Annotated in this window: 16 protein-coding genes and 1 tRNA gene; 10 read left to right on the top strand and 7 right to left on the bottom strand. The window is 50.2% G+C overall.

Features of this window, described 5'->3' with window-relative positions:
- The first annotated feature begins 6 nt into the window (after positions 1-6).
- Positions 7-393 (top strand): flagellar export protein FliJ, encoded by a 387-nt coding sequence (locus ACTJI9_RS00970; RefSeq protein ID WP_440805463.1) that lies wholly within the window; start codon positions 7-9, stop codon positions 391-393.
- A gap of 51 nt (positions 394-444) precedes the next feature.
- On the opposite strand, the gene ACTJI9_RS00965 is transcribed toward ACTJI9_RS00970, so the two are convergent.
- A complete protein-coding gene (locus ACTJI9_RS00965; protein WP_115052349.1) occupies positions 445-741 on the bottom strand; it encodes a GNAT family N-acetyltransferase in 297 nt (98 codons plus the stop codon).
- A 31-nt stretch (positions 742-772) separates the two neighbouring features.
- On the bottom strand, positions 773-2,890 hold the full coding sequence (locus ACTJI9_RS00960; RefSeq protein ID WP_440805460.1) for a carboxy terminal-processing peptidase: 2,118 nt from the start codon (positions 2,888-2,890) through the stop codon (positions 773-775).
- Positions 2,891-3,064: 174 nt separating this feature from the next.
- On the opposite strand from ACTJI9_RS00960, the gene ACTJI9_RS00955 reads away from it, so the two are divergent.
- Positions 3,065-3,517, top strand: coding sequence for a paraquat-inducible protein A (locus ACTJI9_RS00955; protein WP_115052347.1), 453 nt, complete (start codon positions 3,065-3,067; stop codon positions 3,515-3,517).
- 94 nt (positions 3,518-3,611) lie between these two features.
- On the opposite strand, the gene sciP is transcribed toward ACTJI9_RS00955, so the two are convergent.
- A complete protein-coding gene (gene sciP, locus ACTJI9_RS00950; RefSeq protein WP_008124404.1) occupies positions 3,612-3,887 on the bottom strand; it encodes a CtrA inhibitor SciP in 276 nt (91 codons plus the stop codon).
- 302 nt (positions 3,888-4,189) lie between these two features.
- Between sciP and mnmA the strand changes: the two genes are divergently transcribed.
- A complete protein-coding gene (mnmA, locus tag ACTJI9_RS00945) occupies positions 4,190-5,380 on the top strand; it encodes a tRNA 2-thiouridine(34) synthase MnmA (RefSeq protein WP_307279708.1) in 1,191 nt (396 codons plus the stop codon).
- Positions 5,381-5,410: 30 nt separating this feature from the next.
- Here the strand turns inward: mnmA and ACTJI9_RS00940 are convergent, their stop codons facing one another.
- The gene (locus tag ACTJI9_RS00940; protein WP_307286208.1) at positions 5,411-6,535 is read right to left on the bottom strand and encodes a DegT/DnrJ/EryC1/StrS family aminotransferase; all 1,125 of its coding nucleotides are present in this window, start codon (positions 6,533-6,535) and stop codon (positions 5,411-5,413) included.
- Positions 6,536-6,699: 164 nt separating this feature from the next.
- Positions 6,700-7,662 (bottom strand): Gfo/Idh/MocA family protein, encoded by a 963-nt coding sequence (locus tag ACTJI9_RS00935; protein WP_115053217.1) that lies wholly within the window; start codon positions 7,660-7,662, stop codon positions 6,700-6,702.
- 356 nt (positions 7,663-8,018) lie between these two features.
- Here ACTJI9_RS00935 and ACTJI9_RS00930 point away from each other — a divergent pair.
- Positions 8,019-8,095 (top strand) — tRNA-Met (locus tag ACTJI9_RS00930).
- Between the two features lie 258 nt (positions 8,096-8,353).
- Here ACTJI9_RS00930 and ACTJI9_RS00925 read toward each other — a convergent pair.
- Both ACTJI9_RS00925 and ACTJI9_RS00920 read right to left on the bottom strand, forming a co-directional pair.
- Positions 8,354-9,031, bottom strand: coding sequence for a hypothetical protein (locus ACTJI9_RS00925; protein ID WP_440805457.1), 678 nt, complete (start codon positions 9,029-9,031; stop codon positions 8,354-8,356).
- A 6-nt stretch (positions 9,032-9,037) separates the two neighbouring features.
- Positions 9,038-9,880 carry an AbiJ-NTD4 domain-containing protein gene (locus tag ACTJI9_RS00920; RefSeq protein ID WP_440805454.1) on the bottom strand — a complete coding sequence of 281 codons (843 nt, stop codon included), beginning with the start codon at positions 9,878-9,880 and terminating at the stop codon, positions 9,038-9,040.
- A 238-nt stretch (positions 9,881-10,118) separates the two neighbouring features.
- Here ACTJI9_RS00920 and ACTJI9_RS00915 point away from each other — a divergent pair, with 238 nt between their 5' ends.
- The 6 genes from ACTJI9_RS00915 to ACTJI9_RS00890 all read left to right on the top strand — a co-directional run bounded on the left by ACTJI9_RS00915 (position 10,119) and on the right by ACTJI9_RS00890 (position 12,759).
- Positions 10,119-10,418, top strand: a complete 300-nt coding sequence (locus ACTJI9_RS00915; protein ID WP_440805451.1) for a hypothetical protein — start codon at positions 10,119-10,121, stop codon at positions 10,416-10,418.
- Between the two features lie 14 nt (positions 10,419-10,432).
- On the top strand, positions 10,433-10,789 hold the full coding sequence (locus ACTJI9_RS00910) for a hypothetical protein (protein WP_440805450.1): 357 nt from the start codon (positions 10,433-10,435) through the stop codon (positions 10,787-10,789).
- Between the two features lie 35 nt (positions 10,790-10,824).
- The gene (locus ACTJI9_RS00905) at positions 10,825-11,385 is read left to right on the top strand and encodes a hypothetical protein (RefSeq protein WP_440805448.1); all 561 of its coding nucleotides are present in this window, start codon (positions 10,825-10,827) and stop codon (positions 11,383-11,385) included.
- A gap of 165 nt (positions 11,386-11,550) precedes the next feature.
- Positions 11,551-11,913: a hypothetical protein gene (locus ACTJI9_RS00900; protein WP_440805446.1), complete on the top strand. Its 363-nt coding sequence runs from the start codon at positions 11,551-11,553 to the stop codon at positions 11,911-11,913.
- Complete coding sequence (locus ACTJI9_RS00895; protein ID WP_440805443.1) at positions 11,906-12,259, top strand: immunity 53 family protein; 354 nt, start codon at positions 11,906-11,908, stop codon at positions 12,257-12,259. Before ACTJI9_RS00900 ends, ACTJI9_RS00895 begins: the two co-directional genes overlap by 8 nt.
- A gap of 188 nt (positions 12,260-12,447) precedes the next feature.
- On the top strand, positions 12,448-12,759 hold the full coding sequence (locus tag ACTJI9_RS00890) for a DUF2695 domain-containing protein (protein ID WP_440805441.1): 312 nt from the start codon (positions 12,448-12,450) through the stop codon (positions 12,757-12,759).
- Positions 12,760-13,562: the final 803 nt, after the last annotated feature.

Genomic DNA, 13,562 nt, shown 5'->3' with positions numbered 1-13,562 from the left:
GTAAATATGAAGTCGCATGAAGGTTTAGTACGATTGAAGCTGTTTCAGGTTAAGGAGAAGCGCCGCCAACTCGGCCAACTGGACCTGATGATGGGTGAATTCGAACGTATGGCTGCCGAACTAGACGCACAGATAACGTCTGAGGAGACGAAAGCCGGCATCACCGACACAACGCATTTTGCCTACCCGACCTTCGCAAAAGCTGCACGTCAGCGTCGCGATAATCTTTTTGTATCGATCAGAGACCTGAAGAATCAGAAAGATGAGGCGGAGGCTGCGCTTGTGGAATCGGAAAAAGAATTGGCAAAGGCCGAAGCGCTCGAGCAGCGTGATGGCAAACCAAGAGAAGCCGAGGAAGCTGTCGTGCCCGACCGCCGTGCAATGATCGGTTGACGGAGACATTTTGATAGAATTCGGCAGCCCGCGCGCATCTATCAAAACGTCTCATTTTTGCTGAATGACATCAGCCCATTCTTCGTGCCTAAGCGACTGGGCGCGCATGAATGGGCATAGCGGAATGATCTTCCAGCCGCCAGCCCTTGCATCTTCAACTGCGTGTAAAGCCAAAGCCTGCCCCACGCCCTGCCCACGCAGTGCATCGGGCACGGCCGTATGGTCAATAATGATGAGCTTGGGACTTGCCCGCGAATAGGCCATTTCCGCTTCATGGCCGGACAGTGTGGCTACATAGCGCCCGCCGCTTCCAGCCTCTTTCTTTTCAATCTTGATATTTTCAGACATTCAAATCTCCGAGGGTCTCGAGCGAGCGCACCTATTGCTTTACCGCTTTTCCTGCCGTGCTTGAGGAGCCATTCGTAAGCGCCGTCACGTCCACGAGTATGTGAGCAGATTCTTCGAGCAACACGTCCTTGGCATTTTTCAATGCTTTCTCACTTGCAATGTCAGCGCTCAGGCTGCGCTCATTGGCCTGAAGTCCGTCTTCCTGAAAGGCCGCGTCGAGCGGTGTCACACCATCAGCCTTCTCGCGGGCTTTGATACGGCTCAACTGCTGCTCGCGCTCATTACGTCGTTCTGTTTCGTTCAGCGAGATCGCTTTTTGTTTCCGACGACGTTCGAGTTCAGCCGCATCTTCCACGAGACGTTGGAAATCCTTATCCTTTGTCACGCGCTCATTATGTAACGTCTGCACCTGGGGCAGCAGGTCCTTAATGTCACCGAGCTGCTTATAATCAGCCTTTTTAATCTGAAGCCATGGCAGAGCATTGTCATAGCTCGCCTCACCCAAATTTTCGAGATCGGAAAAACCCGGCAAACTAATATCGGGTACGACGCCCCTTAGCTGCGTAGTGCCGCCATTTATGCGAAAGAACTGGGCGACCGTCATTTTCAATTCGCCGAATTCGGGCTTGGGATTGTTGGCCTCTTCGTCAAGATTGACCACGGTTTGTACGGTGCCTTTGCCAAAGCTAGGCTCACCAATAATGATGCCACGGCCATAATCCTGTATTGCTGCTGCGAAGATTTCCGATGCGGAGGCCGATCCGCGATTGATCAGAACGCCAAGCGGGCCTGTCCAGGCTGCTGAACGCGTGTCGGAACCATTCACCTTGATCTGGCCTTCATGGTTGCGCTGCTGAAGGACTGGCCCCTTGCCGACAAAAAGCCCTGTCAACTCGATTGCTTGCGGCAGCGACCCACCGCCATTATTACGCAAATCGATAATCACACTATCGACCTGCTCTTTCTTCAGTTCAGTCAACAGTCTGGAAACATCTCGGCTGGCGCTACGGTAATCCTTGTCACCTCTGCGGCGGGCATCGAAATCTTCGTAGAAAGTCGGTAGGGTAATGACGCCTACCTTATTGGTCACATCACCATTCTTTACCTGCAATACGGTCTTCTTCGCAGCCTGCTTCTCCAGGTTAATGGTATTGCGAACAAGGCTGATCTCGCGATGTTTGCCATCAGGTCCGGCGTCGGATGGAAATATGCTGAGACGAACCACCGTGTCTTTTGTGCCCCGGATGAGTTTTACCACATCTGGAAGCGGCGTTCCGACAACGTCGACCATTTCGCCGTCCTTGCCCTGTGCAACGCCAACGATTCTGTCACCCACGCCCAATTGCCCGGATAGCTGAGCTGGACCACCTGCGACCAGCTCGCGAATGGTTGTGTACTCTTCGCGCTCCTGTAGGACAGCGCCGATTCCGACCAGCGAAAGACGCATGGAAATATCAAAATCCGACGCCGCCGTAGGTCCAAAATAGTCCGTATGAGGCTCTATCGAGTTTGTATAGGCATTCATGAATATCTGGAAAACATCTTCACTTTTGTATTTGTAGGCGCGGGAAAGCGAATTGGCGTAACGCTTTTCGAGCGTTTTGCGGATGGTTGCATCATCATTTCCAGCCAACTTCAAACGCAGCCAATCATTCTTGACGCGCTTGCGCCATAGATCGCGACTTTCTGCTTCGGTCTTCGGCCATGCCTCATCGTCACGAACAATTGGAAAATCTTCCTTAGTGCTGAAATCGAAATTTTGCTTCAGCAAGTCGCGAGCATAGTTGAGACGTTCCACCACGCGCTGTTCGTAAAGGTTGAAAATGGTAAAAGGAATCGTCAGATCCTCACCATAAATACCGTCATCCAGCTTGTCTTTATAGGCATTGAAGACATCAATATCCGCTTGCGAGAAGAAAAATTTCTCCGGATCAAGCGATTTGATATAGCGATTGAGGATTTTCTCGGAAAGCTCGTCGCCCAGTGGCACAGTCTTATAGTGATATTGGATAAGGAATTGCGCGCTTAAATGCGCAGCTTGCGCCTGCTCAGTCAAAGGCTTCAGTACCGGTGGCGCACCGCTCTCCAGAGCAAAGGCAGAGGTTACCAATCCAATGAAAACCAGAAAAAAGCCGATTTTAGTACGCATATGATTTTCTATCCAATATCTGTGCTTATCGAGACTGTATTACGTCTGTATCGCGTTTGTTCACGTCCGGCCAGAAATTAAAGGCGCAGGCGTTACCAAAAATTGCTTTGCTCTGGATAGATGCAACCATCCTGTGCCATAGCCCTGACAGGCTAACTGGAAACTCTGTTGTCAATGCGATCAATTGTTCCGTTACTTCTGTTTATTGCTACATTCACATTGGCACTCGGTCTGACCATGCCCCTGATGAATGTCAGTAAACTGTATTTCTTTGAAGAAAACCCGTCACTGCTCGGTATCATACAATCCCTGTGGGGCGGCGGCGATCAACTGCTTGCAATAATTGTCGCACTCTTTTCCGTCGTTTTGCCAATCACAAAGCTTGGAGTGGCTCAAATGACGGCTCTGCAGACCACCCCCGCAAGACACAAATGGCGCCATTCCGTTGCGTTCCTGTCGAAATGGTCAATGTTGGACGTGTTATTGGTGGCTTTGGTGATTTTCGGCGCCAAGACCAGCGGCCTCGCCACTGCTATTGCTCAACCTGGCCTGTGGTTTTTCACCATATCCGCCATACTTTCGGCTGTTGCCACCCATTTCGTTGTGCGCAAGGATGCCGAAAACTAGCGACTGACTGCCCCTACGATACACAAGCAAATCGGTCAAAAAGGAAAAGGCTGATCCGAAGACCAGCCTTTTCCACGTTTATAGGCACCATCATCTAATGACGATATTGCTGTATCCGGGTCGTTCGAAGACCTGCCAAGCCGTGATCCGAGATCGACGACTGCCAGGACAGGAACTCTTCCACCGTTAGTGTATAGCGTTGGCAGGCTTCCTCAAGACTGAGAAGACCGCCGCGTACAGCGGCAACCACCTCGGCCTTGCGGCGAATTACCCAACGCCGCGTGCTAGCGGGTGGAAGATCGGCGATGGTCAGCGGGCTGCCATCCGGGCCGATTACATATTTTACTCTCGGTCGAACAAGATCGGTCATTGTACTCTCTACACTTAACTTCAAGACCTATCGCAGCTGACAATACATGCAGGGCTTTAATAATTGACTAAACACGTAGTCACTCTCTGGTAACTTCGGTTAATGGAATCATATTGTTTTTGTTAAACTTTAGCCGAACCCGCCAAGCAGCTGATCAAAGTTCCGGACAAGCAGGCGAAACAGACTTCGCGGGAAAAAATAGTTGTGATGCCGGTTCTTGTTGGCAGGCTCTCCCATTTCACCTATATAGAGCGGACATCAGCCATGCGCTTTTATGCCGCTGCATCCAATTGGAATTGCTTATGACACTGAACAGTCTCGATCTACCGGCTCGGCCGGAAGACACTCGTATCGTCGTTGCCATGTCCGGCGGCGTGGATTCCTCTGTTGTCGCAGGCATTCTTAAACGCCAGGGCTATGACGTTGTTGGCGTAACCTTGCAACTTTATGATCATGGCGCCTCGACTCACCGTGCTGGTTCCTGTTGTGCCGGCCAGGATATCGAAGACGCGCGCAGGGTTTCCGAGCGCATTGGCATCCCCCACTACGTACTCGATTACGAAGCGCGCTTTCGTGAAGCAGTCATTGATCCCTTCGCTGCCAGCTATGTTAGCGGCGAAACGCCGATTCCATGCGTGTCCTGCAATCAGACCGTGAAGTTTGCCGATCTGTTGCAAACAGCCCGTGACCTCGGTGCCGACGCCCTTGCAACGGGTCATTATATTCGCAGCCGTGCAAATGGTGCGCATCGCTCGCTTTTCCGCCCCGTAGACACCGATAAAGACCAGAGCTATTTTCTGTTCGCCACAACGCAGGAACAAATCGATTATTTGCGCTTTCCACTCGGTGGACTGACCAAGGCGGAGACGCGTGCCATCGCCGAAGAACTTGGCCTGACCGTTGCCAATAAGCAGGATAGCCAAGACATCTGCTTTGTCCCGCAAGGCAAATATTCCGACATTATCTCGAAATTAAAGCCGGAAGCGGCAAATCCCGGCGACATTGTCCATATAGATGGCCGCGTGCTTGGGCGGCATGAGGGTATTGTCCATTACACTATCGGTCAGCGTCGCGGAATTGGCGTCGCCACAGGCGATCCATTGTATGTCGTGCATCTCGACGCTGCCAATGCGCGCGTGGTCGTTGGGCCACGCGAAGCGCTTGAGACCCGAAAAGTCTATTTGCGCGACGTCAATTGGCTCGGCGATGAAGCATTGACCGACATCTCGGAAAACGGTGTCGAAATTTATGCCAAAGTGCGTTCAACACGCCCGCCCCGCCCTGCAGTTCTACATCATCAGGCTGGTGAAACATGGGTGGAACTGGTTGATGGCGAAAGCGGTATTGCACCGGGCCAGGCCTGTGTTCTTTATTCCGACGACAGCAACACAGCCCGCGTTTATGGCGGCGGCTTCATCGGCCGTTCGGAACGCGCTCCACAGGCCGAAGCCATGCTCAAGAAGCTGGCCGCACAGAGCAGTCTGCACGCCTGATCACATCATCATATTTGAGAAATTGGGGCCTCAGGCCCCTTTTTCATGAAAGTCCCGGATTGTAGCAATGATCCTGTCTTGATCATCCGCGCTGAGATAAGGATGCATCGGCAGGCAGAGTATATTCTTCGGCAAAGTTTCTGAAACCGGAAGCCCGCCCGGTGCGCGGCCATAATGCTTATATGCATCCTGCAAATGCAGAGGCTTCACGTAATAAATAACCGAAGGAATGCCGTTCGCTTGCAGATGTGCTTTCAGCCCATCACGGTTTTCAGTTTCGATAGCATATTGTGCCCAGGCTGAACGCGAACCTTCCGGCATGACAGCAACCTTGGCAATATCCTTCAAGCCTGCAGCATAGCGCTTGGCAACAACCTGCCGCGTTTCCATCTCATCTTCAAGAATTGCCAGTTTTTCGATGAGGATCGCCGCTTGAATCGTATCCAGTCGCGAGTTCAGGCCGATGCGCACATTGTCATATTGGGTTTCGCCTTTGCCGTGGAAAAGCACGGACCGCATTATTTCGGCCAACTCGCCATTATTGGTAAACATCGCGCCGCCATCGCCATAGCAACCAAGTGGCTTTGCCGGATAGAAACTGGTTGCGCCGACGTCTCCAAAGGCACCGCACATGGCATTGTCACGTTTGCCGCCAATAGACTGCGCAGCATCCTCGATAACAAACAGGCCTTCTTTGGCGGCGACTGCCGAAATGGAGGTGTAATTCGCAGCCAGGCCAAACAAGTCAACGGGAATAACCGCCTTAGGCTGCAACCGGCCTTCGGCCCGGACCGCATCAACCGCTGCCTGCAATTGCTCAACATTAATGTTGTAGGTGTCGGGATCGACATCGATAAACACCGGCTCCGCACCGACCAATGCAACAACTTCGGCTGTTGCAGCAAAGGTAAAGCTTGGAACAAACACCGCATCGCCAGGACCAATGCCCTTGGCCATCAGTGGAATTTGCAGCGCATCCGTGCCGTTAGCGCAGGCAACGACGTGTTCAACGCCGATATAATCGGCCAGGCGTTTCTCAAATTCGGCGACTTCCGGACCGAGAATATATTTGCCTTCACGCACCACTTTAGCGATGGCCGCGTCAAGTTTGCCGCTAATCCGTTCACGCTGTGCGCCGAGATCGATGAACTGCATCATTGCTCCAATAAAAGTTTCCCGCGAATCCATTGCGGGCGAGATCTAGGCAACTCTTTAAAAGGGCGGATCGACAACCGCCAGATGTTGCCGTTCAAAGTTTGCCTCTTCTTGTAACAAGGCGTGGCCGTTCTAACAACGCCGATCCCGGAGGGCAAGGAAGGTTAGCCGGCCTTGTTGTGAGCCACGGTGCCTGCCGTCAGGATACGCAAGACGCGAACGGCCTCTTCGCCATCGGTTTTCGGCTCTTCACGCGTTTGGATGCTGTGAATGAAGCTTTGGCATTCGCGCGTCAGCGGCATTCCTTGCGCGACCTTGATATAGCTCGGCTCTTCCGTGGTCGAAGCCCACTGGCCATTATCCTGCCAGATCGAATGTTTGTAGACAGCCAGCTTGCGGTCCCACGGCTCCATATCGTCGAAAACTGCCATGGCCTTGGTCCCGACCACCGTCAAGCGGCGCTCACGATAGGGATTAAGCCGCGAGGCAAACAGATGTCCCCGCACATTATTTGGAAAGCGCAGATGAAGATGGGCGAAATCACTCAAATGATCCAGAACCGCTGCACCCTCGCCCCGCACTTCCAATGGCTCCGTACCGGTGATTGCAAGAATCATCGACAAGTCATGCGGCGCAAGATCCCATAGCGCATCATTTTCCGTATGAAATTTTCCAAGACCCAGTCTGTGCGAGTGGATATAGCGAACATCACCAAGATCGCCGACCTTGATCAATTCCAGCAACTTCTCAAAGGCCGGATGAAAACGAAGAACATGGCCAACCATGAAGATGCGATTATTATCGCGGGCAGCCTTCACGGCTGCCTCCGCATCAGGCACGGTCAAGGCAATCGGCTTTTCGACAAGAACGTCTTTACCGTTGTTTACGGCGCGTATTGCGGCTGCAGCGTGAAACTGCGGCGGCAGTGCCATGACGATGGCATCAACGTCAGGATGAGTGAAAAGGTCTTCGACCTCAATATGCAATACACCCTGCTCGGCAGCAAAGCCCGCAGCGCGATCGCTATTTTGATCAGCCACGGCGTAAAGCGCGCCGAGGCTTTTCAATGTACGGATATGATTGCTGCCCCAATAACCACAACCGAGCACTGCAATTCGTGGAGCCATCTTTTCAGCCTTGTTCATGTCCGCATGCAATATCTGGAGCAACTAACGAACACAAGTGTTGCAAACATGGCTACCAAAGAATTCAACCCATACAGTGGACAAGCATGGTAAATATTGTTGTGACCAACGGCGAAAAGGAACGCGATTGGATAGATTTTCCCGGTTTTTCATAGACGGTAACTGTGATGAATCGGTTTTCGGACAATTTCTGGACTTGCTGGTAGAGAAGATTGCTTGACAGGCCCATTCCACCCACATATATCCGCCCACGTCCCTGTCGCCCGTCTTCGGCGAATGACAGTGCGCTCCCAGGTCAGCTTTATGAGGCAGCCATTTACGGATCGCAAGACATATGGGGCGAAGTAGCTCAGTAGGTTAGAGCAGAGGAATCATAATCCTTGTGTCGGGGGTTCGAATCCCTCCTTCGCTACCATTCTCCTAAAGAGGAGGTATTTCAATGAGCTATAGTGAAATGACTGTGGTGCACCTGTAGCGCTGTAGCGCGCCGCGCGATTCTGAAAATTTGCCACCCGATTTTAGAATAAACCATATTTTTTGAAGGGCCTTAAAACGCTCATCAAAGGCCCTTCAAAGGAACTTTGATTCTCACAGATTGCAGCGAGCCACGTTTTTGTCGCCGCTATAGGGTGACCTGATTGCAGCTCCCAGCCATCATCAAAGGTCTATCATGTTATTTTTTACCGAGATTCAAATGCCGCATGATTCGTTGCTGTACCTTACTTCTGAACGAGCCCTCAGGTTCTAACTTGACACCATGGGAGTTGGGATGATCAGCAATTCCAACGACTACTTCGAGAAAGTCTGGATAGTTCCAATCCAGCTCAACCTTTGGTGCGCCAAATTTTGATCGAAGATTAGCGGCGGTGTTTAACGCATCAAGTCCGAGTTTTCCTACAAGACTCACAATCTCGCGCTCGACTAAATTACCTTCTGATTCAAGAATGAAGTCTACCATTTCCTGAGCGCTCGCAACCCTACTCTCGAAACCCAATACCTTGCTAAATAGCGGCCGCGGCAATGCGCGCCACCCCTCAGTGTCATCAGCAGGAAGTTCTGGAAACTTTGGCAGTTGAGTTTTGATCGCAATACCGCCATCACTCTCGGGTTGACGACGATTGCGAATGTTATCCTGGATTAGCTTTGCACAGTTTGTGGCAAACCCTTCCAAGAGTACGGCTATTCGAATTGCCAGATAAGCGCCCTTTGCATCTCGATCTCTTCGGTGTTTGCAATAATCCCGTATTATTTCGAATATGATAGTTCCACAGCCAGCTGCCAAAAATGTTTGCAGGATTGCCCCCCATTGAATGGCAGCCCAAGTATTAGCTATGAAAGATTCAGCGCCCATGTGCATTCACACCTTGGCTTTATTTATCAGGTACGAAACAAACGCAGCGCACGCTCCCAGCATAAACAGTGCATCAGTTTGATCGACGCTCGCCGCATCTTTTTCTAGAAGCGCATGGCGAATACCTTTTTCATCACTCGTAAAGCCGTAAAGATTGCCAAAACCCTTCTTTAGTGCAGAATGTAATCCGCCGCCTTCTTCAAGTTTGGCCAAGGCTGGTCCCAACTCTTTTACATCTGGCACGATCGATTTTGCAGTTGATTCGACCGCATGCATGCTCTCGCGAATGGAATCGGCCCATTTGCCTTCTGTAGCTCGGTCTGCGGCTAGTTTTAAATGTTGTCGCGCTCCATTATACTCAGTCGATGCCAAGTCGTAGAAGGCGCGGTCCAGAGTTTCCTTCTCTTCTACGCTCGATATCGGAACAATCGTGTCTTTATTCACCACGCGATAGGCAGCTCGACAACTCTTCAAAGTTGCATCTATCCGCCTCCAAAAATCATAAGGCGGTTGAGGTTGACGCATGACCCATTCCAAGAATCCGAGAATTCCGATGTGGTTCTGACTTGTGAATATCTGTTTAATCTCTTTGATGTGGAAACTGTATGATGGGTTATATTCGTCAATCATCCTATGGTATCGCTTGACATGCATATCTTTAAGAACCGTACTCCAATCGCCGGTTACATTGCTGTAATGATCAGGGCGAATGCTTTGATAGACCACGGCAAACAGCTGCGCGCGCAATTCAGGCGAAATCTCTTCCAGTTCTAGCTGTCTAGGCAGAGGAGCAGCGCCCATGGCCTGTTCGAAAGAAATATCCGAGCGATCATACTCTTTGTCGACCATATCATTCCGCCCCATTTAGAATCATCTACGTGTTCTATCCCGGATAGTAACGCGCCAACTGTTTCACATGGCCCATACTCCGGGATTCTACGAGCTTCCCTCGATTTTATGCTCGCCGCAATGCTCCGGCCGAGGAAGCGCTACAGTTGCAACGGCCGCTGCCCGAAAATGATTTGATTGTTCTCGCCCCATCAAAGAAGATCGAGGAAGAACCGCTTTTGCTTTAGGAGGACGCCAAATGCACTTTCGAGATCGACTCATAGGAAAGAAGTTCAAGCGCTTCGTAACAATGGAACTCAACCAGTTAAATCTGGATTTTGCTGATGGGAGTCGCTTCGGGATTTACACGGATACCACTATTAAATGGAAAGCCGAGCAACTGGATACTTCAGTCTCCGACTTTATTGAAGCGCCAGACACATTCACGATAGCTTTCGACAATGGTTCAACGATTGCCATTTCGCGTGAGCCTATTCCACCATCGCCTGAAATTTTTCTATTCAATGACGTCGATGGAACGACGGTCGTTGAGAACTAATCGGAGAAACCGCTATGCCTTGGAAAGTCAGATTTCGCGGAAAAACCTACAGCATCGAGAGCTATTTCGATGAAGATTATACGGCAGAAGTCGAAGCGAACATGACTGATGTCGAGGAACTGCCAGGTTCATTCGATATCGCCTCGAACGGCGAGGAAATCGTAGAGAATATCACCATCGCGGAATCTGCCGATCCTACCGAGTTTCCTTTTGAGGCTGTCCGGGCCAATCATCCCGAACTTGGCGAGATTTACATTTTCACAGGCGTGCCGGATGAAACCGAGGGTGAACTGCACGTTCTCTATACCAATGCGGCTGCGAACGATCCCGTTTACAACGAGACAGCATTTGAGGGTGATGGCACATGGTAGTTACAGTCTGACAATGCACCAAGGAGCAGATGCCCGTGGCCGAAATGAAATTTGTGATTTCTGAAAACAAACTGCGTTCGTTATTTTCTTATATTATTGTTGATCACTGCGATCTTATACGACCCACGTTAGATAAAAACCCAGACAAAACAATCAAGCACCTATCGAGCGTGTGGGAGGACGTTCAAAACAGAATGTGTCAATTTTTTCTGAAGAACCCGTCATTTGCATCAGACTCGTTCAAAACTACCATCACTAACAATGTACACATGGGGCAAATTCACACAGTGTCATCGTTTTCCGGCGATGGACACATCACATTCGATACCTTCCCAATTCGCGGAGCAAACCTTCCCGCATTTGAACTATCTATCGGATATGGCTCGTTTTTTATTCGAGAGAATAGAGAGCACATTAGCCCATCAGACGCACTTAAAGCCTATTACAAGTCGCTCGTAAAATTCATCAAATCCGACACGCGAAGGTTTGAGCTTATAAAGGGTTACTCGCCTTGGTTTGAAATACCACTGCTGGAAAAGGATTCGTCTGTGGTCGAAGCACTGAGGCATCGTTACCGGATAGCGAAACCCCATTAGCAATGCTAGCAGGCTCCTGTTACCCACGATAAAATTGTTGGCGGGTTCATACTCACCAGAAGGTGACAGCTATAACAGACGTGGCAGACAACACATCGCTTGCTCTAGATGAAACCGCGGCCGAGCGGTTCAGAATACCTATTTCGAAATTGATTAGGAATCCCGATGGCTGAAACCAAAATTCGCAATGATTGTGCTGCTTTTAACGCCCTGCGGACGGTCGATTTCTGCTTTTTAAAATCGTTGTCATTTGAACGTGAGACTATCGGCGCTGATCTATCCGGCAGCCTGTGTGTCAAAATCATTCTGACTGATAAACTTGACCAGCGGCTGTCTTTAATTTGCAATGGTGTGGTGGATACCAAAATCGGGAATGTAGATGCCTTTGGTGGCATCATGTTGGCAATTAAAGACGTTCGCTCGTGGCAACGAGAGGATATCAATTATGAAATATGCGATGCCGAAGGATTAACGTTTTCATTTCAATGCAACGACTTCGAAATTGACATAGGATTGACTAATGGCTGACCAGTTGAATGCGACCGCCAAAAGAGCAACTCCCGATGGGACTGAACTAGCAAAGCTGCAAGCTTGGTACAAAAGCCATTGCGACGGCGAGTGGGAACTCCATCAGGCAATAAAGATCAGTACGCTGGATAATCCCGGCTGGCACGTACAAATAGACCTTCGATCTACCTCATTGGTAGATGAATATCATCGATTTGAGCCAAAACAAGTTGACTACGAACATGAAACCAACTGGTACACGTTCAATATCGAAAACGATATTTTCACAGCCGCCGGAGGGCCCGAAACTCTTTTGGAAATTCTCAGAGAGTTTCTAGACTTCGCGGAACCTGACTCAAAAGTCTGAAACACCGACCTCGCCTAAGCCCGAGTATCCCGCACATATGGAATCCGCACCTGCCGGGTTGTTCGAGAATTGGTGCGATCATAAAGACTGCAAGCAATGGGGTAGCTTTGGTTTCTCAGGCCGATACGGTATTAGCTGGTACTGAGGAGAACATAAGAGCGAGGGAAAGGTTTAAAACCGGAGGGGATATGACTGACAAAGATGCGAAGAAAGCACTTCTCAAAAACTGGAAGGCTCAAGAAGCGGAGAAGGCAATCAATCAGTTTCCGTTGAATGACGCTCAGTTGGATCGGTTTTTCTCGGAACTGGATAACCTGATGTCGGAAGTGAGCTGCTCACACGACCAGCGCCACGCTCACAGCGTAATAGCCAGCATGCGGTTGTCACCAGAGCAATCTCGTACTTTGCTTGACTGGTGCAAAGTTAATGGCGGCTATTGCGATTGCGAGATACTGGGCAACACTTACGATCACTGGGATCAATATCGAGGGCGATCCTGATCAACGGAACTGATTTGCTGCAAGAGTCGTTCACCGACTCATGGGAGATAAACCCTTCAAAAAAGTAACCGTGATGACCCGCCAGCTCGGCAACCATAGCGCAATCGGTGCCGAGCACAACGACGAGTATACTGACAAAATCTTCTGTAGTTTGACGAACATGCGCCCCCCAAGTCTTTTCTGGCACTACTCCTGTTTCCTTGAGGATCAATAGTCACAAAAAACCCGGCATCCGTGAGGACACCGGGGCTCCTTAAATCTATGTTCAGACGTTTCACGTATTGACTAGCTTCTAACGCTGGACCTGCCATGAAACCAAGTACCCTCACTGCGTTCGCTATGTTGATCTTGTTTGCAGCATGGATATTTTTTCGATTTACCCTTCCGCTAAATTGGGCACTTCTAGCAATGCTCCTTTCCGCATGGGCATTCACATTTTTCTTAGGTTTCAGGAGAATAGGATTTCAGTTTGGGCTTAAATTTAGTTCAGCAATGTTCGTGCCTATTCTTATCGGGACTTATGTCCATTTCTATGCCGGTGTCTTCCTCATACTGCTTGTTGCGATCTACGCGTACAAGACCCAGTTTTTATGTCGGCTCGCAAAGGCTCAGGTTGGTAATTGACGTGCTAATCAAGGCTGAGGAATGCTCTGTCGCCGCTTCCGGGGTTGCCGCCGATCGCGCTCTATTCGCTCCAGCCGATCAGACGATGGCCAGCTAAAGTCGGAATATGTCTGACCCAAACGCACGAAGGCTTGATTTCGACCGATCAGCAACGGTTTGTACCACTATAGACGGTGGGG

The sequence above is a fragment of the Phyllobacterium sp. 22552 genome (genome assembly GCF_052044585.1).
GTDB lineage: Bacteria > Pseudomonadota > Alphaproteobacteria > Rhizobiales > Rhizobiaceae > Phyllobacterium > Phyllobacterium ifriqiyense.
This window is presented reverse-complemented; position numbering and strand designations above follow the sequence as displayed.

What these genes read in the sequence shown, in the direction of transcription:
- ACTJI9_RS00970 (WP_440805463.1), top strand. Translation starts at nt 7, where the DNA reads ATGAAGTCGCATGAAGGTTTAGTACGATTGAAGCTGTTTCAGGTTAAG.
- ACTJI9_RS00965 (WP_115052349.1), bottom strand. Translation starts at nt 741, where the DNA reads ATGTCTGAAAATATCAAGATTGAAAAGAAAGAGGCTGGAAGCGGCGGG.
- ACTJI9_RS00960 (WP_440805460.1), bottom strand. Translation starts at nt 2,890, where the DNA reads ATGCGTACTAAAATCGGCTTTTTTCTGGTTTTCATTGGATTGGTAACC.
- ACTJI9_RS00955 (WP_115052347.1), top strand. Translation starts at nt 3,065, where the DNA reads ATGCGATCAATTGTTCCGTTACTTCTGTTTATTGCTACATTCACATTG.
- sciP (WP_008124404.1), bottom strand. Translation starts at nt 3,887, where the DNA reads ATGACCGATCTTGTTCGACCGAGAGTAAAATATGTAATCGGCCCGGAT.
- mnmA (WP_307279708.1), top strand. Translation starts at nt 4,190, where the DNA reads ATGACACTGAACAGTCTCGATCTACCGGCTCGGCCGGAAGACACTCGT.
- ACTJI9_RS00940 (WP_307286208.1), bottom strand. Translation starts at nt 6,535, where the DNA reads ATGCAGTTCATCGATCTCGGCGCACAGCGTGAACGGATTAGCGGCAAA.
- ACTJI9_RS00935 (WP_115053217.1), bottom strand. Translation starts at nt 7,662, where the DNA reads ATGGCTCCACGAATTGCAGTGCTCGGTTGTGGTTATTGGGGCAGCAAT.
- ACTJI9_RS00925 (WP_440805457.1), bottom strand. Translation starts at nt 9,031, where the DNA reads ATGGGCGCTGAATCTTTCATAGCTAATACTTGGGCTGCCATTCAATGG.
- ACTJI9_RS00920 (WP_440805454.1), bottom strand. Translation starts at nt 9,880, where the DNA reads ATGGTCGACAAAGAGTATGATCGCTCGGATATTTCTTTCGAACAGGCC.
- ACTJI9_RS00915 (WP_440805451.1), top strand. Translation starts at nt 10,119, where the DNA reads ATGCACTTTCGAGATCGACTCATAGGAAAGAAGTTCAAGCGCTTCGTA.
- ACTJI9_RS00910 (WP_440805450.1), top strand. Translation starts at nt 10,433, where the DNA reads ATGCCTTGGAAAGTCAGATTTCGCGGAAAAACCTACAGCATCGAGAGC.
- ACTJI9_RS00900 (WP_440805446.1), top strand. Translation starts at nt 11,551, where the DNA reads ATGGCTGAAACCAAAATTCGCAATGATTGTGCTGCTTTTAACGCCCTG.
- ACTJI9_RS00895 (WP_440805443.1), top strand. Translation starts at nt 11,906, where the DNA reads ATGGCTGACCAGTTGAATGCGACCGCCAAAAGAGCAACTCCCGATGGG.
- ACTJI9_RS00890 (WP_440805441.1), top strand. Translation starts at nt 12,448, where the DNA reads ATGACTGACAAAGATGCGAAGAAAGCACTTCTCAAAAACTGGAAGGCT.